The organism is Lentzea sp. NBRC 105346, from assembly GCF_030269605.1.
Lineage (GTDB): Bacteria > Actinomycetota > Actinomycetes > Mycobacteriales > Pseudonocardiaceae > Lentzea.
The window spans coordinates 57,581-77,999 of sequence record NZ_BSTQ01000007.1 but is presented as its reverse complement, the minus strand read 5'-3'; the positions used below and the strand labels follow the sequence as shown (position 1 = coordinate 77,999).

Here is a 20,419-nt window from a genome sequence, read left to right as displayed (position 1 = left end):
CCGTTATGGCCACCATGACGGATGTGAGGTCCGTAATGGTGGCCATAACGGTCATTCCGGCGGTGTGAGGCGGAGGTCCGGATCGACGGGTGGGGCCCCGTCGTACGGACCGAACCCGGCGAGGTCAGCCACGCCGGACAGGGCGTTCGAGATCTCCGGCCCGCACGGGTCGGTTCCGCTCGGTGGGGTGCGGAACCACCCGTGCAACGCGGCCGGGATCTCGAACCGCTCCAACAACTCCCCATACCCGGCCTTGCGCTCGGCCGCGTCCTGCCCGAGCTCCTGGTACTCGCGCATCGCGATGCGCAGCCGGATCCAGCGGTAGCGGTCGGTCTCGGGACGCTGAACGAACCGGTCGTGCAGCAGCTGCCCGGAGCGGCCGCCGCGCTCGGCCAGATCCCGGATGGTCTCCGGCGGCATGAACAGGTTCGTGCCACCCTCGTTCTCGTGCTGCCGGATGTGCGCGATCCGGCCGCGGTACCCCGGCATCGCCGACTGCATGGTGTCGCGCCAGCCGAGGAACGTGTCGAGGATCGAGACCAGGAACGAGCGCGTCGAGTTCAGCGGTGCATAGGGCGCGCCGCTGGTCGAGGCATCCTGCTCGGGCAGCCAGATCTCCTGCGAGTCGCCGATGGGGAACGACTGCAGGCTCAGGCCGAACGTGGGCCAGCGGGGGAGCAGCGAGTCGAAGAAGTGGATGGGGAAGTTGCTGGTGAGGCCGCCGTCGGAGAACCAGTGCACCCGCCCGTCACGGCACAGCGGTACCGCCGCGATCAGACCGGGACACGACAGGCTCATCCGCACCGCCAGCGCGACCGGCAGGTCCGGCGGCAACGGCCGCAGCGGGACGTCGGCGTGCAGCGGGCACCGCACGCCCAGCGACTCGCCGCCGAGCGCCAGCACGACCCGTTCGGGCAGCACGTACGCGAGGCAGGAAGTGCAGTACTGCCAGTGGTTCTCCTCCTGGAACGGCACCCGGAACGGACGGCCCGCGGACAGGTCCGTCGTCATCAGCACGAGGTTCGACGACAGGTCGCTGAACCTCAGCACGTGATCGACGCCCGCGAGGTCGTCGAGCTGCGCGGCGATCCAGTCGGCCAGCGGCGGCACGCCCGTCGACTTCGGCACGCCGGAGAGCCGGTCCAGCAACGAAGGCTTGAACGTGCCGGTGCCGGGCACGAGTCCGAAGTGGATCCGTTCGGCGTTGTCGCGCAGGAACCGTTGCGCGGCCAGGCCATAGGTCACGATCAACGCACTCACGCCCGCGAAGCTGAGCACCAGCCACGCGATCAGCGCGACCGCCGCGGTCGCCCAGTGCCGGGCGAACGCGAGCCCGAGCACCAGCGGCACAACCGCGACCAGCCAGGCCGGCCACGGCAGTGCGCGGCGGATGCGCAGCAGCACCAACGGAACCGTGAGCAGCGCGAGCGCGATCAACGTGATCGCGAGCCAGCGTTCGTACGACGCCGGTGCCAGCCAGGCCGTCCACATGACGGGCCCGCCGAGCCACAGCGCCGCCATCAGCCCCAGCGCCAGCTTCGCGCGGAACCCGACCGCGCCGAGCAGCGCGAAGAACAGGCAGGAGAACGAGCTGCGACCCGTCGTCCGGCGTTGCTGCATGGTCGCGACGACGATCCGGTACAGCGCGCGGGTGCGGTCGCCGGGCTGGAACAGCTGCGCCAGCCGCCATCGCTCCGGGCCCTTACCCGAGGTGAACCAGTCGATCGTGGCCGCCAGCTTGGTGAACCCACCTTGCGCGCGGCCCTTCTCGGCGGCCGCGGTGAACGCCGCCGCGATCGCGCCCGCCGACGAGCCGCCGATCGACTTGAACTCGTAGTGCTCCGCGAGCGCACAGACCGCGAGGGGGTAGACCACACCGCTGGTCGTGCCACCGCGCATCGTCAGATCGCAGTACCGGTCGTACTCCATGTGCTCATGGTGACGCGATCAGCCGGAGGCATCGGAAAAGTTCACTCGGACGCCACCCTTTCGATCTCCTCCGGTGTCCCGGCCATGAGGACGCGCAGGTGTCGCGTGACCTTTTCGACCGGCCAGTCCCACCACTTCACGCGCAGCAGGCGTTCGATGTCCTCATCGGAGTACCGCTGCTTGACCACCTTCGCCGGGTTGCCGCCGACGACGGTGTACGGCGGCACGTCGGACGTGACGACGGCGCCGGTCGCGATGATCGCGCCGTCACCGATGTGCACACCGGGCATGATGATCGCCCGGTAGCCGATCCAGACGTCGTTGCCCACCACGGTGTCCCCGCGGCTCGGGATGTCGAGCGCGATGTCCAGCGTGCGCTCGGCCCACTCGCCGCCGAAGATCGTGAACGGGAACGTCGACACGCCCTTCGTGCTGTGGTTGGCGCCGGACATGATGAACCGCGTCTCGGCCGCGATCGCGCAGTACCTGCCGATGATCAGGTTCTCGGCGCCGTAGTTGTAGAGGACGTTGCGGTGCTCGAACTCCTCCGCGTGCTCCGGATCGTCGTAGTAGGTGTACTCGCCGACCTGGATCTGCGGGTTCTTCACCAACGTCTTCAGCAGCACGACGCGCGGGTGGTCGGGCAGCGGGTAGAGCTGCTTCGGGTCAGGTATCAAGATCAAGCCCCCAGGAAGTGGAGCAGCCCCTTCAGGGTGCTGCGGCGGAAGGTCGCGAAGTCGTGGCCGCCCGGCGCCTCGTGGTAGGCGACGTCGTATCCCTTGGCCTGCAACACGGTGCGCAGGTGCCGGTTGGCGGCGCGCTGGTCGACGCCCGGCGCGTACGGCGTCACGCCGGTCTCCAGCATGCCGACGTCCACCCAGAACCGCACCGGTTTCCGGTCGGCCTGAGCGATCTGCCGGGTGAGCCACTCGGGCTCGCCGTCGACGAGCTGCCCCCACCAGTGGCTGCCGGACGTGGAGATCACGCCGCCGAACACGTCCGGGCGGGTGAACGCGGCGTGCGCGGCGGCGAGTCCGGCGAGGCTGTCGCCGCCGATGATCACGTCCTTCGGGGTGCCGATCGCCGGGACGATCTCGTCGGCCAGGTGGTTCGCGAAGTCCTCGGAGCAGGTCTGTTCCGCGAACCGCTCCGCCGGCCCGCCATTGTTGTGGACGAACGCGAACGTCGCCTTCAGCCCGAGCCGCCGGATCGCCGCGGGCAGGTTCGCGACGCGGGACCAGCACTCCCCGTCGAGCAGCACGACGACCGGGTCGTCGCCACTGTGCAGGACGTCGGTGTGAAGGACGTCGATCTGCCTGCCGCTGACGTGCCGGATGGTGAGCTCCGGCGCGGGGCCGTCGAACCAGTCCATCGGCTCGGCCTTCGGCATGATCGCGACCGAGTCCCAGTTCTCCGGTGGCGCCTCGGTTTCGCCGGCGATCACGGCCACCTGCGGGAAGATCCGGTGCGGGTTCGCCGGGTCCGCGAACGACCGCGTGCGCGCATCGGCCATCAGCTTCGCGAGCAGGTTCAGGTCCGTGGTGTCCGCGTCGACGAACGGGTCGTCGACGATGAACTGGTAGGTGAACACCGCGTCCGCCCGCACCACGGCGTCCAGCCGCCACTCGTCGCCGACCCGCTGCATCGGGTGCGACAACGCGTTCGGGTCGTCGAACACCTGTGCCCGGATGGACACCTGCCGGTCCGGCCGCGGCCAGACGAACGTGACCCGCACGTGGTCTTCGTCTACGTGCTCGAGTTTCAAGTCGTCCCCCCAAATGCAACTTGTGTTGCGTTAAGCTTGCCACGAGATCGACGCTAACGCAACTGGAGTTGCATTTGAATGCGAGACCTGGTGGCCGGACCGCCCGTGTGCGGGCTGCCGTCCTGGAGGCGACGTATGCCGAGCTGGCCGAACGCGGCTATCTCGGACTCACGGTCGAGAACGTCGCGCAACGCGCGGGCGTGCACAAGACGACGGTGTACCGGAGATGGGCGACCACCGACGGCCTGATCGCGGACGCGCTCGCGTCGACGGCCGCCGACGCGTGGCCGATCCCGGACACGGGCACGCTGGAGGGGGATCTGATCGAGCTGGCGCGTGAGGTCGTGCGCGGGCGGTCGCCCGTGTTCGAGGCGGTCATCGCCGCCGGGTTCCAGTCGACGCCCGCGCGGGACGCGCTGCGGGAGTTCTACGCGCGGCGCCACGAGGAGGCGGCGACCGTCGTGGTGCGCGGAATCGAACGCGGGGAGGCACCCGAAGGCACCTCCCCGGTGGAGCTCGTGCGGCTGACGTGCGCGCCGCTCTACTACCGGATGTTCGTCACCCGCGAACCGGTCGACGACGAGGTCGCCGTGCGTTCGGCGCGAGCGGCGCTGGCGGCGGCGCGAGCGGGAGTCCTATGACGCGACGGGCTCCTCGCTGAACTGCGTCCGGTACAGCTTCGTGTAGTGGCCGTCGAGCGCGAGCAACGCGTCGTGTGTGCCGCGTTCGACGATCCTGCCCTTGTCCACCACCAGAATCTGGTCCGCCGCGCGGATCGTCGACAACCGGTGCGCGATCACCAGCGATGTCCGTCCGGCCAGCGCCTCGACCAGCGCCTCCTGCACCGCGGCCTCCGACCGCGAGTCCAGGTGTGCGGTGGCCTCGTCCAGGATCACGACCCGCGGCTTGGCGAGCAGCAGCCGGGCGATCGTCAACCGCTGGCGCTCGCCGCCGGACAACCGGTAGCCGCGCTCGCCGACCACGGTGTCCAGGCCGTCCGGCAGCGACCGGACCAACGCCGAGAGGCGGGCCCGTTCCAACGCGTCCCACAGTTCGTCGTCGGTGGCGCCGGGTGCGGCGAGCCGCAGGTTCGCGCCGATGCTCTCGTGGAACAGGTGCCCGTCCTGCGTCACCATGCCGACCGTGTCGCGGATCGAGTCGAACGACAGGTCGCGAACGTCCACACCGGACAGCCGGATCGAGCCCGAGTCCGCGTCGTACAACCGGGGCGTCAGCGAGGCGATCGTCGACTTGCCCGCACCCGAGGCGCCGACCAGCGCGATCATCTGGCCCGGTTCGGCGCGGAACGAGACGTCGTCGAGGATCTGCTCGCCGCCGCGGGTGTCCAGACTGGCCACTTCCTCCAGTGACGCCAGCGACACCTTGTCCGCGGACGGGTAGGCGAACGACACCCCGGAGAACTCCACCGAGACCGGACCGTCGGGAACCGTTGCGGGAGAGTCCTTTTCCTTGATCAACGGCGGCAGGTCGAGCACCTCGAAGACGCGCTCGAACGACACCAGCGCGGTCATCACGTCCAGCCGCGCGCCGGCCAGCGCGGTCAGCGGCGAGTACAACCGGGTCAGCAGCAGCGCGAGCGACACGATCGTGCCCGCCTCCAGCTGGCCGCGGATCGCGAAGTAGCCGCCGAGACCGTAGACGACCGCCAACGCCAAGGCGGACACCAAGGTCAGCGCGACGATGAAGACCCACTGCCGCACCGCGGTGCGCACACCGATGTCCCGCACGCGCCGCGCACGCCGGCTGAACTCCGCGTTCTCCTCGGCGGGCCGGCCGAACAGCTTGATCAGCGTCGCACCCGGCGCCGAGAAGCGCTCGGTCATCTGCGTCGTCATCGACGCGTTGAGGTTCGCGCGCTCGGCCTCCATGCCCGCCAGCCTGCGGCCGACCCGGCGGGCCGGGATGACGAAGACCGGCAGCAACACCATGGCCAGCAACGTGATCTGCCACGACAGCGTCAGCATCACGGCCAGCGTCAGCACCAGCGCGATGATGTTGGTGACCACACCGGACAACGTCGTCGCGAACGCCCGCTGCGCGGCGATCACGTCGTTGTTCAGGCGCGACACCAGCGCGCCGGTGCGGGTACGGGTGAAGAACGCGACCGGCATCCTTTGCACATGCGCGAAAACAGCCTCGCGCAGCCGCAGGATCAGGTCCTCGCCGACGCGGGACGACTGCCACCGTTCCGCGAGACTCAGGCCGGCCTCGCCGACCGCGATCACGGCTATGAGTAACGAGAGCCGCACGACTGTTCCGACGTCACCGCCATGAACGATCGCGTCGACGACCCGGCCCGCCAGCACCGGCGTCAGCACGGCGAGGACCGCCGCGACCGAGCTGGTGCCGAGCAGGGCCAGCACCGCGAACCTCTGCGGCGCCGCGAACCGCGCCACCCGCGCGACGGTCGCGCGGGTGATCTTGCGGCTCTGCTTGTCCTGCATCGCGCTCTGCAGCGCCACCCAGGCGTTCATGTCGATGTTCATGGACGCCAGTCTCGAACGTGTAGTTAGGTCGAGGTCAAGCCGTTTTCTCGGCCAGGAACTTGTCGACCTCGTCGAACGCACGCGTGCGGACAGCCTCCGGCGACAGGAAGAGGTCGTGCAGCCCGCCGGGCACCTCGACGACCGTCACGTCCTTGCCGATGCCCGGAGCCCACTTCTTCATGTGCTCGACCTCGAGGACGGCGTCGACCTTCATGACGTCCTCGGACCACTCCTTCTCGGTGATCATGCTGCGGTCCGAGTGCAGGACGAGCACCGGCACCGGGACGTCGAGGCCCTGCTGCAGCCGTTGCTGCGCGATGAGGATCGCGCGGATCCAGCCGGCCAGCACCGGGAACCCGGCGAGCGGCTTCATCGTCAGGTCGAACGCCCACTCACCCTTGTGGTCGCTGTGGATGCTCTTGCCGTAGACGTCGCCGAGCCCAGGCCGGATCACGAGCTTGGGCGCGACGCGGCCGAGGAACCGCACCAGCCTGCGGATCGGCGGCGGCTCCGGCACGTCGAACCACGGGCTGTTCAGCACCAGCGCGTCGATCAGCTTGTCGGCGCGGCGCGCATGCGCCCACAACGACGTGGTCAGCCCGCCCGTGGAGTGGCCGAGCACGACCAGGTGCTCGTGGCCGTCGTCCTGGCGGATCGCCTTGACCGCGGCGTCGAGCTCCTCGAAGTACACCGACATGTCGGTCACGTAGTTCGGCGGTGTGCCGTCGCGCAGCGACCGCCCGTACCCGCGCAGGTCGATGGCGTAGAAGTCGTAGCCCTGCGCCGTGAAGTGGTCCGCGACATGGTCCTGGAAGAAGTAGTCGGCGAACCCGTGGACGTAGAGGATCGCGCCCCTGGTGTTCGTGGCGGGCCGCCTGCGCAGCAGCGTGGCCACGACCTCGCCGCCGAGGGGCAGGGTCCGGGTGTCTTCGCTCGCTTCGGTCACGGGCGTCAGTGTGCAACGCCGATTCGGCGAAACAAGACAGCCGAGGCCGATTCGTGTCTAACCTGGGGTACGTGACTGGGGATATCGAGCAGACATCCAGGGTGCGCTTTCCGGGGCTGAGCCCGCGCGCCTACGAACACCCGGCCGACCGGGGCGCGCTCGCCGTGTTGCGTGCGGTCCCCGGCATCGGCCCGATCCTGCAGGCCGTCGCGGGCGCGTTCACCGAACGCGGCGAGCGCTTGCTGCAGGTCGCGTCGTCGATCCGCGTCGGACCCAAGCAGTACCCGAACATCAACCGGCTGCGGCTGGAGGTGGCCGCGACGCTCGACATCGAGCCGGTGCCCGACGTCTACATCGAGCGCGCGGCCGAGGCGTACGCGGGCACCTACGGCATCGACCAGCCGTTCATCGTGCTGTCGACCGGCCTGGTGGAGCTGCTCGACTACGACGGCCTGCGGTTCGTCATCGGGCACGAGATGGGGCATGCCAAGTCCGGCCACGCCCTGTACGCGACGATCCTGCGCAGGCTCCTCGGGCTGCAGCAGTCGCTCGGCTGGATGCCGGCCGGGTACCTCGCGATGCGCGCGATCATCGCCGCGCTCTACGAGTGGCAGCGCAAGACCGAGCTGACGTGCGACCGGGCCGGCCTGCTCGCGTCCCAGGACCCGCAGGCCGCGTTGCGCGTGCACGTCGCGCTGGCGGGCGGCATGGACGTCTCCGAGGTCGATACCGGCGAGTTCCTCGCCCAAGCCAAGGAGTACCAGGAGGTCGAGGACATCCGCGACAGCCTGCTCAAGCTCCTGCACACCGAGCGCCGCAGCCACCCGCTGGCCGTCGTGCGGGCCGCTGAGCTGCAGAAATGGGCTGCGAGCGAGGAGTACCGCTCGATCCTCACCGGCGAGTACCCGCGTCGCGAGGACGACAGTCCCTCCAGCAACTTCACCGAGGACATCAAGTCCGCCGCCAAGTCGTACAAGGAGTCGATGGCGAACTCCACCGACCCGCTGATCAAGGTCATCAACGAGGTCGGCGAGGCCGTGGCGGGCACCGCTGGAAAGGTTTGGAGCAAGTTTGCTCCGAATGGAGCAGCGGAGTGACTACTCTGTAGGTTTATGCGACGACTCGCCGTAGCGCTGGTACTGCTCCTCCTGCTGCCTGGGCAGGCACTCGCGGACGCCCAGATCGTGGGCGGGAAGCGGGCGCCGATCAAGGACACCCCCTGGGTGGTGTACCTGACGGACAAGACCGGCTTCCAGTACTGCGGCGGGACGCTCGTCGCGCCCGACAAGGTGCTGACCGCGGCGCACTGCGCGGCGGGCAAGTCCGCCTCTTCGGTCCGCGTGGTCGCGGGCCGTGAGGACAAGCAGGACAAGGACTCCGGGTACGCAGTCACACCCGACGAGGTGTGGGTGCACCCGGACTACTCCGCCGCCGACCAGGGTGCGGACGTCGCGGTCTTCACGCTGAAGGAACCGCTGCCCTACGAGCCGCTGAAGATCGCCACGTCCAAGGAGCTCTACGCGGTCGGCACGCAGCTGACAGCGCTGGGCTGGGGGCGCACGAGCGAGCAGGGCAACCCGTCGCGCTACCTGATGGCCGCATCGGTGCCGGTGCTGCCGGAAAAGTCGTGCCGCGAGGCGTATCCCCAGTTCGTCGCGGCCGCGATGTTCTGCGCCGGGCTGCCCGACGGCGGGGTCGACACGTGTCAGGGCGACTCGGGTGGGCCGATCGTCGCGAACGGCACGCTGGTCGGCATCACGTCGTGGGGTGAGGGGTGTGCGCGCCGGGGCAAGCCCGGCGTGTATGTGCGGGTGGCCGCGTACGCCGACGACCTGCACGCGGTCTTGGTGCCCTCGCCGGTTCGGGCTGGTGGGCGTTAGCGGGGTGTTCGGGGTAGTGGGCGTCCTTAGTGGGTGTCCGGGGCCGCGTATGCCGACGGCCTTCACTCGGTGGTGTCACCTTCGCCGGTTCGAGATGCCGGGCTCTGACGGCCTCGGTTCAGTGGCCGTATGCGCCTCTTCGCTGCGGTTCTGGCCCTGATCTTCGTCACGGTGGTGCCCGCGCAAGCCTCCCCTCGCATCGTCGGCGGGACAGCGGTCGGGAGCATCTCCGAGTACCCGTGGATGGTGTCCCTCCAGAGCGAGGGCCGTCAGTACTGCGGTGGCGCGCTCGTCGGCCCCGCGCTCGTCGCGACCGCGGCGCACTGCGTGGCGAACCGGACGCCGGGCAGCATCCACGTCGTCGGCGGCCGGCTCGACCTGAGGACGGCCGACGGCATCGACGCGGTCGTGACGAAGTACCAGATCGCGTCCGGCTACACGGTCCCGAGCATGGGCGCCGACATCGCCCTGGTCACGCTGGCGCAGGAGATGCCGTACGCGGTGCTGCCCATCGCGGACAAGTCGGTGTACGTGGCGGGGAAGGCCGGCACCGTGCTCGGGTGGGGTGTGCAGCACTTCGGTGACATGACGAAGCCCGCGGTCCTGCGCCAGGCGTCGATCCCGATCATGGCGGACACGGTCTGCGCCGCCGCCTACCCGCGGTACAACGCCAAGGCGATGTTCTGCGCCGGGTACCCGCAGGGCGGCGTGGACGCGTGCACCGACGACTCCGGCGGCCCGTACATCGTTGACGGCAGGCTGGCGGGCGTCGTGTCGTGGGGCAAGGGGTGCGCCGAACCCGGCCAGCCCGGCGTCTACACGCGCGTGACCTCGTACCTCTACTAATTCGTTCGCGGCACCCAGGCGGCCGGGATATGTTGGGGCTTGGCGGTTTCCGGCCGCCTCCGGGTCCGCGGGCAGAGCTGCAAGCTCACCGGTCGCACACGAAGATCATTGGCAGGTCTTTCCAGCCCGATGTCGCGGACCCGCGGGCGCTGAGGAAGGACTGCCTTGTCCGCACAGTCACGCCAGTTCCCCGACCGGCCCAGCCTTCGCCACCTGAAGGTCGAGGCCAAACGCCGCCTCGCCGCCGGGGAGTTCGACACACTGCACGACACCCAGCTGGCCATCGCCCGTGAGCACGGGTTCCCGAGCTGGACCGCGCTCAAGGAACACGTCGAAGGCCATGCCCTCGCCCAAGTTCGGTGGATGCTGTCCCGCTTCGCCACCGCCGACAGTCCGGAATGGACGGTTCCGGACGCCGGCGAACTGCGGCGGCACTTCGCCGACGACTATCTGGATCTGTTGCCACCGGACAGGTTGCCCGGCCTGTTCGGTGCGTTGGCGCCGCAACTGCGGGCCGGCCTCACGGAAGTTCGGGCCGAGCCGCTGCGGCTGCGGGCGAAGATCGCCGGTCTGCGGGTCGAGGCGGCCACCGAGGCGGAGCCGCCGCACCGGCTGCGCACCCTGAGGCTGTACCCGCTGGAGACGAAGGCCGCGGACCCGCGGGTGGCGGCACCGCCGAGGCGCACGTCCGGTGCGGTACCGGAGGAAGCGGCCGTTGTGGCCGCGGAGTCGTTCGCCGAGCTCGGACTGGTCGGCCTCACCGTGGCCGGTGCGACCGCGGACGGCTCGGCGTGGGCGATCTCCCGCGGCTGGGCGAACCTCGACCGTGCCGAGGTACTGCTGCCGGAGCACCGCTTCCCGGCGTTCGCGGTCACCAAGCTCGTCACCGCGACCGCGGTCCTGCGGCTGGTCGCGGACGGGCGCGTGCGGCTCGACGAGCCCGTCGACTCGCACGGTGCCGTCACCGTGCGGGAGTTGCTCGCCCACACCGGCGGCGTGGACGGCAAACGCGGCACGTTCGCCTACGGCCACAGCGGGTACGAGGTGCTCGGCCGCCTGATCGCCGACGTCACCGCGTTGCCGTATCCGCAGGCCGTGACGCGCATGGTCCTCGACCCGCTCGGCATGGCCGGGTCCTCGTTCCCGACGAGCCCTCCCACGACCGGGGCGGCGACCGGCCACCGCCTGACCGAGGCGGGCTCCTTCGAGCCCGTGCCGGCCGAGGTGTCCACATTGACCGCCGCGGCCGGCCTGTGGACCACCGCGCTCGACCTGGTCCGCTTCGGACTCGGGTGGTCCTCGCTGTTGCCCGCCCCGCTCGTGCACGAGGCGCTGTCGCCACAGGCCGAACGGGACGAATTCGGCGGCCGAGCGGGCCTCGGCTGGATGCTCGTGCCGGCCAGGGACGTCGCCGGCCACCCTGGTGCCGGGGCTGGTTTCAGCGCATCGGTGATCGTCCGCGGTCAGCCGTGGGTCGTCGTCACCAACCGGCAGGTCCTGGTCGAAGCAGTCAACGAGCGACTCGCCTTTTGAGTCCCAATTGAAGCGGTCCACATGAGACGCGAAGTGATTGACGGCGACAAAACATATTGACGCATTGCGGTTCTACCTGGGTTTTTCCACATCAGCCGGTGTTCGCATCGTGAACACCGGCTGATACGGATGTGCGTTAGGGGGACGTCGGGTTGACTGTGCGTAAGGGGCGTCACTACCTTGCCGTATTGGTAGCGCTATCTTCGGAATTAGACCGAAAGGCTGCACGCGCATGCGTTCTGCGGTTGACAACGCTGTCACAGAGCGGTTCAAGGAACTCCTCGACCGATTGGGCGAAAAGTCGGTCGAAGACTACTACAATCCCTACAAAATGTTCGACTGGGTTGACAGCATCCCGGAGGACGTCTACTGGATGAGCGAGGATCTGATCTCGCCGTACGGTACGGAACTGGTCGATGAGCTGGGCGTTGAGACCATGATGCGACTTTCCAAGTGGGAGAGCATCAACTTCTACAGCATGAACGTGCACGGCATTCGTGAGTTGCTGATCGAGGTCGTCAACCGCATCCACATGCCCGGTTTCGAGATTCCCTCGGACTTCTTTCACCACTTCATCGGTGAGGAGAACGAGCACATGTGGTTCTTTGCCGAGTTCTGCCGGCGGTACGGTGGCAAGATCTATCCGACGGTCAAGCTCGAACTCGGTTCGGCCGGCGACGCGGACGTCGAGAACTTTCTCGTTTTCGCTCGGATTCTCCTGTTCGAGGAGATCGTCGATTTCTACAACATGCGCATGGGTGAGGACCGCTCACTTCACGAGACCATTCGCCAGGTCAACCGCATTCACCATCAGGACGAGTCGCGGCACATCGCGTTCGGGCGAGAGCTGGTCGCGTTGCTGTACAAGCGGATCGCCGGCCGGCTCGACGAGACGGAGCTGCGCGGGATCGAGGACTACCTCAAGCGCTACGTCGCGTTCAGCCTCCGGGCGTTCTACAACCCGGCCGTGTACCGCGACGCCGGCGTCGAGGACCCGATGGGCTTCCGCTCGCGGCTGCTGGCCGACGAACGGCGGCGCGCGCCCGAGCTCAAGGTCGTCCGCAAGCCCATGTCGTTCCTGACGAAGAACGGCATCATCACCGACCCGACGTTGTCGATCAACTGAGCGGGGTGGGACATGCCGGTTCATCAACAGATCACCGGGCTCCTCGCGCTCGGCCCCGAGGAAACCCGGCTGCTCGGCGTGCTCGACGCGGTGTTCACCGGGTGGGGTGTCGAGCACGGCGCGGCGCCGATGACGATGCCGCCGCTGCTTCCGGTGGAGGACCTCGCCGCCTTCGACTACTACGACAACTTTCCACACCACGCGTTGGTCGCATGTGGACTCGACCTCGAGTACACGCCGCCGACCGTGGAGCGGCTCGATCCGCCACGGCTGGGGCTGCCGTCCGCCGCGTGCTACGCGGTGTACCTGCATCACCGAGGCGCGCAGCTGACCACCGGCACGCGGGTGACGGTGCTCGGCCGCTGTTACCGCAACGAGGACCACTATGACGGTCTGCGGCGGTTGCTCGGGTTCCACATGCGCGAGATCGTCGCCTTGGGGGACAAGGACTTCACCGACGAGCACCTGCGCATCTACACCGAGCGGATCCACCGGTTCGCCGGGGCGCTCGGCCTGCCGCTGCGCAAGGAGCCCGCGACCGACCCGTTCTACCGGCGCGACGGCGGGCGTGCCCTGATGCAGCAGCTCGCGCCGGTCAAGTACGAGTTCAGGTACGGCGACCTCGCGATCGCGTCGGTGAACGTGCACCGGAACTTCTTCGGCGCCCGTTGTGAGATCACCTATGGCGGTGTACCCGCGTTCACGAGTTGTGTCGCGTTCGGTCTGGAACGCTGGCTCGAAGTTCTGCGGGAGAAATTCGGAAGCTGGTCCGACGCGATCGAAGCGGTGGAGGGGCTGAGGATATGAGCACGGCAATCAACGAAGTCAAGGAATGGATTCTCGCGAAGCACGCCGAGCTGACGGACATCGATCCGCATCTCGATCTCATCGAGAACAGGCTGATCGACTCGCTGTCGTTCGTCGAGTTCGTCTTCCTGGTTTCCCAGTTGTCCGGCGTCGAGATCAACGTCGACACCATCGAGCTCGATGACTTCCGCACACTGCACAACATCGAGAAACGGTATTTCTAGCGGTAGATGACGAGTTCCTCTGGGCTCGCGCCACGCAGCCGGTAGTCGTTCGGGCCGGCTTTGCGGCCGGTGTACAGCCGGATGAACGTGGGCACGGCGGCGATCAGTTCGGCGGTCTCCCGGCCGGGTTCCGCGGTGCCGAGCAGCCACTCCTGATCCGGTGTCCGCACGCGGGTCAGCGGTGTCTTCAACACTCGGTTCGAGCTGGTCAACAGGGTAATGGCGGCATCGATCCCGGCGCTCGCGTACGCGTTCGGCTCACCGAGCGCCTCGCGGACGTCACCACCGTGCACCCACTCGCCGAGCGCGATGACGTCGAGTCTGCCGTCGGACCGGGAGAGCGCCTCGCCCGCGGTGACGTAACCGGATTCGAGTTCGTCGAGAATGTCGGTGATCGTGTGGTCGCGTCGATCGTCGATGTCCTCCTGATTGCATTTCGGGCAGAAATCGTGCACGCGGTCCTCGGTCAACCGGGTGAGGGCCGCGGCACAGTGCGCCAGCACATCGCGAACCGACCAGCCGGTGCATGCCGTCGGCAGGTCGAATTTCTCGATTGGCATTCGGCGCAATATCGGGACGAGTTCGTCACGCTCCGCCAGCAGCAGTCGTGCCGCCAACTTCGGGTCACGGGTCATGCTTGAAGCATAGGGGTGCAATTGCGTTACTTTGAAGACTACGTCTCCGGAGACGTCCACGATCTGGGAAAAGTGGAGGTGATTGAGGCGGAAATTATCGAATTCGCACGCCAGTACGATCCCCAGCCATTCCACGTCGATCACGACCAGGCCGCGGAGTCGTCGTTCGGCGGCCTGATCGCGAGCGGCTGGCACACGGCGTCGATGTTCATGCGCTGCTACGTCGACGGGTTGCTCGCGGACAGCGCCTGCGAGGGATCGCCCGGCGTCGACGAGATCCGGTACCACCGCCCGGTCCGGCCGGGCGACCAGCTCACCGCGCGGCTCACGGTGCTCGGCACGTCTCCGTCGTTGCGGCGGCCGGACACCGGTGTCGTCAAACCGAAGTGCGAGTTCGTCGACGCCGACGGCGAGGTCGTGTTCAGCATGATCCTGCACAGCATCTTCCGGCGCAGGCCGGCCACCGAGGAGTAGACCGACGATGGAAGCCGTTTCGCAGACCGCCCGGTGGACCGCTGCCGCCCGCGCGCTGGAGTCGGAAAGGGAAGACGCGCTGTTCACCGACGAGCATGCGCGCAAGTTGGCCGGTGACACGGGGTTCGAGCTGCTGAAGAGGTACGCGGGCGCTGGCACCGCGCCGTTCATCGCGATCCGCACGCGGTACATGGACGATGCGATCATGCGCGCGGCGTCGACCGTGCGGCAGGTCGTGTTCGTCGCCGCCGGGATGGACACCCGCGTGCTGCGCTTGCCGTGGCCGGACGACCTCGTGATCTACGAGCTCGACCGGCCCGCGTTGCTCGACGCCAAGGCGGAGTTGCTGCGGGGCGCACGCAGCAAGCCGGTTCCGGTCGACCTCGCGGAAGAGTGGACCGGCGCGTTGTGCGACGCGGGATTCCGCAAGGATCTGCCGACGCTGTGGGTCGCCGAGGGACTGTTGTTCTTCCTGACCGAGGAGTGCGTGCGCGCGTTGCTGCGCGATCTCGCCGCGCTGTCCGCACCGGGCAGTGTGCTGGTCAGCGACATGACGAGCGCGGCGTCGCTGAAGAACCCGTTCGCGCGGTCGTTTCTCCGGGCGCTGTCGGAGGACGGCGCGCCGTGGCGGTTCGGCACCGACGACCCGGAGGGACTGCTGCTGTCCTGTGGCTGGCAGGTCGAGGACCTGCGCGAGCCGGGGCAGGAGGGCGCGAACTTCGGGCGCTGGGACTATCCCGTCGTACCTCGCGAGGTGCCGGACGTGCCGCGGTCGTTCCTGTTCACCGCGAGGGTGTGACATGCGCGCACTGGTTGTCGTCGCTCATCCCGACGACGCGGAGTTCTGCGCGGCGGGCACCATCGGCCGCTGGACCGACGGGGGAGCCGAGGTCGTCTACTGCGTGATCACCGACGGGGCCGCGGGTGGCGCGGCGTCGGTGCGCCGGGCGGAGCAGCGGGCTGCTGCGAAGGTCACCGGGGTCGGTGACGTCCGGTTCCTCGGCTATCCCGACGGCGAGCTCGAGGTGTCGGGCGCGCTGCGTCAGGACCTGAGCCGGGTGATCCGGGAGTTGCGACCGGACCGCGTGGTCATGCACAGCCCGGAGATCAACTGGTCCCGGCTGCCGGACGCGCATCCGGACCACCGGTCCGCGGGCGAGACGACGTTGCGGGCGATCTACCCGGACGCGCGCAACCCGCTGCTGCACAACGACCCGTGGACGGTGCCCGAGACGTGGCTGATCATGAGCCCGCGTCCGGACCACTTCGTCGACATCACCGACGTGTTCGACCGCAAGATCCTCGCGCTGGAGGAGCATCGCTCCCAGGTCGGGCCCGGCGTGCGCGAGCTGGTGCGCGGCTGGATGGCGGAGCACGCCCGGCAGGCGGGCCTCCCGGACGGGCGGCTGGCCGAGGCGTTCCAGGTGGTGCGGACGGCATGACGCATCCCGAGACCCGCGTGATCCACTCGGTCGTGCCCTCGCTGCCGGACTGCCGGCCGCTGTCGCCGCCGATCTACCAGACGTCGGCGTTCGCGTTCGACGACCCGGAGGCGTTCGCGTTTTCGTTGGGCAGCCCGGAAGGTTTCGCGTACAGCAGGCGGGCGAATCCGACCACCCGCGCGTTGGAGGACACGCTCGCCGCGCTGGAGGGTGGCGTCGCCGCCTTCGCCACCGCGTCCGGGATGGGTGCGATCAACGCCGTGCTGCTGTCGTTGCTGCGGCCCGGTGATCACGTTGTGGCGCAACGATGTCTGTACGGCGGCACGTTCGCGGTGTTCACGGACCTGGCGGCGCGGTTCGGCATCGAGGTGACCTACTTCTCGGACACGCCGGTCTTTCAGGACAACACCAAGGTGCTGTACGTGGAGACGATCGCGAACCCGATGACCGGCGTGAGCGACCTGCCCGCGCTGGCCGCCGCGGCCAAGTGCGCCGGGGTGACCGTTGTCGTGGACAACTCGTTCGCGTCTCCGTTGCTGTGTCAGCCTTTGCGGCACGGCGCGGACATCGTGATCCACTCGACGACGAAGTACCTCGCCGGGCACTCCGACGTGATCGGCGGTGCCGCGGTGTTCGCCTCGGCCGATCTCTTCCGCTCGACGTGGACGTACGCGGGCGAGCTCGGCGCGGCGGCGGATCCGTTCGGGTCGTGGCTGACGTTGCGCGGCATGCAGACGCTGGCGTTGCGGATGGAACGCCATTGCTCGAACGCCGAGTACGTCGCGACCCGGCTGCTGACCCATCCCGCCGTGTCGGCGGTGCACTGGCCGGGCCTGGCGGGCCATCCCGACCACGCGATCGCCAAGCGCTTGCTGTCCGGCTACGGCGGTGTGCTCGCGTTCGACCTCGCCTCACGAGCGGCCGGTCGTGCGTTCACCAGCAAGGTTCGGCTGGCCGCCCTCGCCGCGTCGCTCGGCGGGGTGGAGACGCTCGTGCTGCATCCGGCTTCGACGTCGCACCAAGCCCTGGACGCCGCGGCGTTGCGTGCGGCGGGAATCGGCGAGGGGACCGTGCGGATGGCCGTCGGGCTGGAGCACCCGGAGGACATCTGGGCCGACGTCGAGCAGGCGCTAGACGACTAGCCCGACTGACATCGTCAGGAAGACGGCCGCGCACACGGCGTCGAGCGCGGTCGTCACGCCCGGCTTGCCCAACCGGCCCGCGACGCGGCTCGCGGCCAGCACGATCAGCAGCTCCCAGATCGCGGCCAGGCCGAGGAAGATCGCCGCGAGCATGGTCAGCTGCGCGGCGGGCTGGCCCGTGCCGATGAACTGCGGCAGGAACGCCAGCGAGAACAGCAGCATCTTCGGGTTCGTGATGTTGGTCAGGAAACCCTGGCGGAACGGGTGGCTCGTCGCCTGTTCCTCCGCGGCCTGTGCGCCGCTGAGGAGGCCGCGGGCGATCGTGACGGCCAGGTAGAGCAGGTAGGCGGCGCCGATCCAGCGCAGCGCGGTCAACGCCATCGGGTACCGCTGCAGCACCACCCCGAGGCCGGCGATCACGGCACCGGTCTGGATGGCCGCGGCCGAGTGGATTCCGGCGAGAGCGAGGAGGCCGGCCTTGGTGCCCTGTTTGAGTGACGTCCGGAGCAACAGGAAGGCGTCCACACCGGGCGTCACGACGACGACCGCGCATGCGATGAGGAAGGCCGGAACCTGGCCGAAGTCGAAGTACACCGGACATTACCCCCGTGATCTGTGCCACTTGCCGTGAATCTTTCGGCTTGATGCGACTCTAACAGGACGATTTGCGGTTTTGACGCGGCTCTAGCGCGTTCGCTACGGTTCGTGACCGTTCGTCCACCTGGCGCAACGAGGAGTGGTCCGTGAGGGTCAAGCGGTATGCCGTGGTCGCAGCGGTGATCGCCCTGGTCAGCGGCGCGCAGAACGCCGAAGCGATCGTCGGGGGCTCGCCTTCGCGGATCTCGGACACACCGTGGGTTGTGGCCATCACCACCCCGGACGGCCAGTTGATCTGTGGCGGTTCGCTGGTCGCGCCGGACAAGGTCCTGACCGCCGCGCACTGCGCCACGGACCGGGGCGTGCTCGGCTCGAGCCAGCGTTCGGCGTCGGCGTTGCAGGTCGTGGCGGGCCGGACGGCCCTGACCTCCACGTCGGACGGCGTCGCGGTGCCGGTGCGGTCGGTGTGGCGGCACCCTGCGTACCGCTCGGTCGCGACCGGCGACGACGTCGCCGTGCTGACGCTCGAGCGCTCGTTGCCCTATCGCACGATCTCGTTGGGGGACACGGGTTCCGTGGGCACCGTGCTGGGCTGGGGGCGGACCGGCGAGCTGGAGGCCCCGTCGCCGGTGTTGCGTCAGGTAGAGCTGCCGATCCTCAGCGACGACGAGTGCCGGCGTGATCCCGACTACCGGCCCGGCGCCATGCTGTGCGCCGGTCGCGGCGGGCGGGACGCGTGCACCGGCGACTCGGGCGGGCCCATGGTCGTGCGCGGCCGGCTCGCCGGTGTCGTGTCCTACGGCCGCGGATGTGCTCGCGCTGGGGAGCCGGGCGTGTACACGCGGCTCTCGTACTACCGATCAGTGCTGCCGCTGTAGCCGCCGCACGCGAGACTTTCTCAACTACCGATCGACGCATGCCATCTGATATGCGTTGTCCGATGCGAACATCACAGTTTCCCGCCACCCTGCGCAGGCTGTGGGCGGCCGACCTGACCCCGGCCCAGCTCTACGGCTTCCTCAGGCTGCGCGCCGAGGTGTTCGTCGTGGAGCAGAACTCCCTGTACCTCGACCTGGACGGCCGGGACCTCGAGCCCACCACCCGGCACTTCTGGCTGGAGACGGACTCGCCGAAGCCGGTGGCGTACCTGCGGCTGCTGGAGGAGCCCGACGGGTCGTTCCGCATCGGCCGCGTCGTGACGGCGCGCGCGGCCCGCGGCTGCGGGTTCAGCCGCCGCCTTGTGGAGGCGGCGCTGGCCGACGTGGGGCACGCGCCGTGCGTGCTCGACGCGCAGGTGTACGTGGCGGACTTCTACGCGTCGTTCGGGTTCGAGCCCGAGGGCAACGAGTTCATCGAGGACGGGATTCCACACCTGCGGATGCGGCGCACTCACTGATCACGCGCACCGCGCGTTCGATGTCGGCCTCGGTGAGGTCGGCGCGCGCGGTCAGGCGCAGGCGGGAGATCTGGTCCGGCACCGACGGCGGCCGGAAGCAGCCGACCACCACCCCGTTCGCGCGGCACGCCTCGGCCCAAGCGAACGCCTGCTCGGGTCCCGGCGCCCGGACGCTGACGACGGCCGCGGTGGGCGTGCTGGTGTGGAAACCCCCTTCGCGCAAGCGGTTGCTCAGCTCGTGCGCGACGTTCAACGCCTGAGCGGGACGGTCCGGCTCCTCGCGCAGGATCTTGATCGCGGTGAGTGCCGCCGCGGCGCTGCTCGGCGCCAGGCCCGTGTCGAAGATGAACGTGCGCGCCGTGTCGACCAGGTGCCGGATCACGCGGCTCGGGCCCAGGACCGCACCACCCTGCGACCCCAGGGACTTGGACAGCGTGAGGGTGGTGACGACGTCCGGCGCCTTGGCCAGACCCGCTTCGTTCACCGCGCCCCGGCCGCCCGGCCCGACGACACCCAGCCCGTGTGCGTCGTCGACGATCAACGCGGCGTCGTTTTCGCGGCACGTCTGGTGGAGCTCGTTGAGTGGCGCCAGGTCGCCGTCCACGGAGAAGACCGAGTCCGTCACGACGAGTGCGCGCCGCTTGCCGCGCGTCTTGAGCGCGTGTGTGACCTGGGCGACATCGCAGTGCCCGGCGACCACGACGTCCGCCTTGGACAGTCGCGTGCCGTCGATGAGGCTCGCGTGGATGTGCTGGTCCGCGACGATCGCCGTGCCGGGACCACTCAATGCGGTGAGAACGCCGAGGTTCGCTTGGTAACCGCTGCTGAAGACCAGCGCGCTCTGCGAGCCGCAGAAGTTCGCCAGCTCGTACTCCAACTCGGCGTGCAGTTCCGTGCTCCCCGTGACCAGGCGTGATCCGGTCGAGCCCGCACCCCACCGCAGCGTCGCGGCCGCGGCGGCCCCGGTGACGCGCTTGTCACGGGCGAGGCCCAGGTAGTCGTTGCTCGCGAGGTCGAGGTCCGTCGAGTCGGCGTGCCTGGGCCTGAGGCGACGGGCGAGGCCGGCCTTGGCGCGCGCCTCGGCGCGGACGTCGATCCAGTCGAACGTCGACTCTCCTGTGCTGACGGTCACCGATGCAGTTTCGCATCCGCCCATTACCGTTCGACGGC

Annotated in this window: 22 protein-coding genes; 14 read left to right on the top strand and 8 right to left on the bottom strand. The window is 68.9% G+C overall.

Annotation, left to right across the window (positions count from 1 at the left end):
• Window positions 1-51: 51 nt before the first annotated feature.
• From QSK35_RS16915 to QSK35_RS16905, 3 genes are read right to left on the bottom strand one after another with little or no spacing between them, the layout of a single operon-like run.
• On the bottom strand, window positions 52-1,929 hold the full coding sequence (locus QSK35_RS16915) for a patatin-like phospholipase family protein (RefSeq protein ID WP_285747129.1): 1,878 nt from the start codon (window positions 1,927-1,929) through the stop codon (window positions 52-54).
• 41 nt (window positions 1,930-1,970) lie between these two features.
• Window positions 1,971-2,609 carry a CatB-related O-acetyltransferase gene (locus QSK35_RS16910; protein WP_502881673.1) on the bottom strand — a complete coding sequence of 213 codons (639 nt, stop codon included), beginning with the start codon at window positions 2,607-2,609 and terminating at the stop codon, window positions 1,971-1,973.
• Window positions 2,609-3,694: an alpha/beta hydrolase-fold protein gene (locus QSK35_RS16905; protein WP_285747127.1), complete on the bottom strand. Its 1,086-nt coding sequence runs from the start codon at window positions 3,692-3,694 to the stop codon at window positions 2,609-2,611. The genes QSK35_RS16910 and QSK35_RS16905 overlap by 1 nt, the downstream gene beginning before the upstream one ends.
• A gap of 107 nt (window positions 3,695-3,801) precedes the next feature.
• Between QSK35_RS16905 and QSK35_RS16900 the strand changes: the two genes are divergently transcribed.
• Window positions 3,802-4,335, top strand: a complete 534-nt coding sequence (locus QSK35_RS16900) for a TetR/AcrR family transcriptional regulator (RefSeq protein WP_285747125.1) — start codon at window positions 3,802-3,804, stop codon at window positions 4,333-4,335.
• On the opposite strand, the gene QSK35_RS16895 is transcribed toward QSK35_RS16900, so the two are convergent.
• Window positions 4,330-6,201 (bottom strand): ABC transporter ATP-binding protein, encoded by a 1,872-nt coding sequence (locus QSK35_RS16895; RefSeq protein ID WP_502881666.1) that lies wholly within the window; start codon window positions 6,199-6,201, stop codon window positions 4,330-4,332. The two genes, QSK35_RS16900 and QSK35_RS16895, sit on opposite strands and share 6 nt — an antisense overlap.
• Window positions 6,202-6,235: 34 nt before the next feature.
• Window positions 6,236-7,147, bottom strand: a complete 912-nt coding sequence (locus QSK35_RS16890; RefSeq protein ID WP_285747120.1) for an alpha/beta hydrolase — start codon at window positions 7,145-7,147, stop codon at window positions 6,236-6,238.
• Between the two features lie 71 nt (window positions 7,148-7,218).
• On the opposite strand from QSK35_RS16890, the gene QSK35_RS16885 reads away from it, so the two are divergent.
• The 7 genes from QSK35_RS16885 (at window position 7,219) to QSK35_RS16855 (ending at window position 13,563) form a co-directional block, all read left to right on the top strand.
• Window positions 7,219-8,244 (top strand): M48 family metallopeptidase, encoded by a 1,026-nt coding sequence (locus tag QSK35_RS16885; protein ID WP_285747118.1) that lies wholly within the window; start codon window positions 7,219-7,221, stop codon window positions 8,242-8,244.
• A gap of 15 nt (window positions 8,245-8,259) precedes the next feature.
• The gene (locus QSK35_RS16880; RefSeq protein ID WP_285747116.1) at window positions 8,260-9,027 is read left to right on the top strand and encodes a S1 family peptidase; all 768 of its coding nucleotides are present in this window, start codon (window positions 8,260-8,262) and stop codon (window positions 9,025-9,027) included.
• 129 nt (window positions 9,028-9,156) lie between these two features.
• The gene (locus QSK35_RS16875) at window positions 9,157-9,873 is read left to right on the top strand and encodes a S1 family peptidase (RefSeq protein ID WP_285747114.1); all 717 of its coding nucleotides are present in this window, start codon (window positions 9,157-9,159) and stop codon (window positions 9,871-9,873) included.
• Window positions 9,874-10,038: 165 nt separating this feature from the next.
• Complete coding sequence (locus QSK35_RS16870) at window positions 10,039-11,406, top strand: serine hydrolase domain-containing protein (RefSeq protein ID WP_285747112.1); 1,368 nt, start codon at window positions 10,039-10,041, stop codon at window positions 11,404-11,406.
• A gap of 232 nt (window positions 11,407-11,638) precedes the next feature.
• Complete coding sequence (locus QSK35_RS16865) at window positions 11,639-12,532, top strand: diiron oxygenase (protein WP_285747110.1); 894 nt, start codon at window positions 11,639-11,641, stop codon at window positions 12,530-12,532.
• 12 nt (window positions 12,533-12,544) lie between these two features.
• Window positions 12,545-13,339: a class-II aminoacyl-tRNA synthetase family protein gene (locus QSK35_RS16860; protein ID WP_285747108.1), complete on the top strand. Its 795-nt coding sequence runs from the start codon at window positions 12,545-12,547 to the stop codon at window positions 13,337-13,339.
• The gene (locus tag QSK35_RS16855; RefSeq protein ID WP_285747106.1) at window positions 13,336-13,563 is read left to right on the top strand and encodes an acyl carrier protein; all 228 of its coding nucleotides are present in this window, start codon (window positions 13,336-13,338) and stop codon (window positions 13,561-13,563) included. Before QSK35_RS16860 ends, QSK35_RS16855 begins: the two co-directional genes overlap by 4 nt.
• Here QSK35_RS16855 and QSK35_RS16850 read toward each other — a convergent pair.
• Window positions 13,560-14,258: a maleylpyruvate isomerase family mycothiol-dependent enzyme gene (locus tag QSK35_RS16850; protein WP_285747105.1), complete on the bottom strand. Its 699-nt coding sequence runs from the start codon at window positions 14,256-14,258 to the stop codon at window positions 13,560-13,562. The two genes, QSK35_RS16855 and QSK35_RS16850, sit on opposite strands and share 4 nt — an antisense overlap.
• 12 nt (window positions 14,259-14,270) lie before the next feature.
• Here QSK35_RS16850 and QSK35_RS16845 point away from each other — a divergent pair, with 12 nt between their 5' ends.
• The 4 genes from QSK35_RS16845 to QSK35_RS16830 are packed head-to-tail and all read left to right on the top strand — an operon-like array spanning window position 14,271 to window position 17,256.
• Window positions 14,271-14,672 carry a MaoC family dehydratase gene (locus tag QSK35_RS16845; RefSeq protein WP_285747104.1) on the top strand — a complete coding sequence of 134 codons (402 nt, stop codon included), beginning with the start codon at window positions 14,271-14,273 and terminating at the stop codon, window positions 14,670-14,672.
• 7 nt (window positions 14,673-14,679) lie between these two features.
• Entirely contained in the window at window positions 14,680-15,471 is a 792-nt protein-coding gene (locus tag QSK35_RS16840; protein ID WP_285747103.1) for a class I SAM-dependent methyltransferase, read from the top strand.
• Between the two features lies 1 nt (window position 15,472).
• Window positions 15,473-16,114, top strand: a complete 642-nt coding sequence (locus QSK35_RS16835; protein WP_285747101.1) for a PIG-L deacetylase family protein — start codon at window positions 15,473-15,475, stop codon at window positions 16,112-16,114.
• Complete coding sequence (locus QSK35_RS16830; RefSeq protein ID WP_285747100.1) at window positions 16,111-17,256, top strand: trans-sulfuration enzyme family protein; 1,146 nt, start codon at window positions 16,111-16,113, stop codon at window positions 17,254-17,256. The genes QSK35_RS16835 and QSK35_RS16830 overlap by 4 nt, the downstream gene beginning before the upstream one ends.
• On the opposite strand, the gene QSK35_RS16825 is transcribed toward QSK35_RS16830, so the two are convergent.
• Window positions 17,245-17,850 (bottom strand): LysE family translocator, encoded by a 606-nt coding sequence (locus QSK35_RS16825; protein ID WP_285747098.1) that lies wholly within the window; start codon window positions 17,848-17,850, stop codon window positions 17,245-17,247. The two genes, QSK35_RS16830 and QSK35_RS16825, sit on opposite strands and share 12 nt — an antisense overlap.
• Before the next feature lie 149 nt (window positions 17,851-17,999).
• On the opposite strand from QSK35_RS16825, the gene QSK35_RS16820 reads away from it, so the two are divergent.
• Entirely contained in the window at window positions 18,000-18,731 is a 732-nt protein-coding gene (locus QSK35_RS16820; protein ID WP_285747096.1) for a serine protease, read from the top strand.
• Between the two features lie 62 nt (window positions 18,732-18,793).
• Complete coding sequence (locus QSK35_RS16815) at window positions 18,794-19,249, top strand: GNAT family N-acetyltransferase (protein WP_285747094.1); 456 nt, start codon at window positions 18,794-18,796, stop codon at window positions 19,247-19,249.
• Here the strand turns inward: QSK35_RS16815 and QSK35_RS16810 are convergent.
• A complete protein-coding gene (locus QSK35_RS16810; protein WP_285747092.1) occupies window positions 19,203-20,405 on the bottom strand; it encodes an 8-amino-7-oxononanoate synthase in 1,203 nt (400 codons plus the stop codon). The genes QSK35_RS16815 and QSK35_RS16810 overlap by 47 nt on opposite strands.
• Window positions 20,406-20,419: the final 14 nt, after the last annotated feature.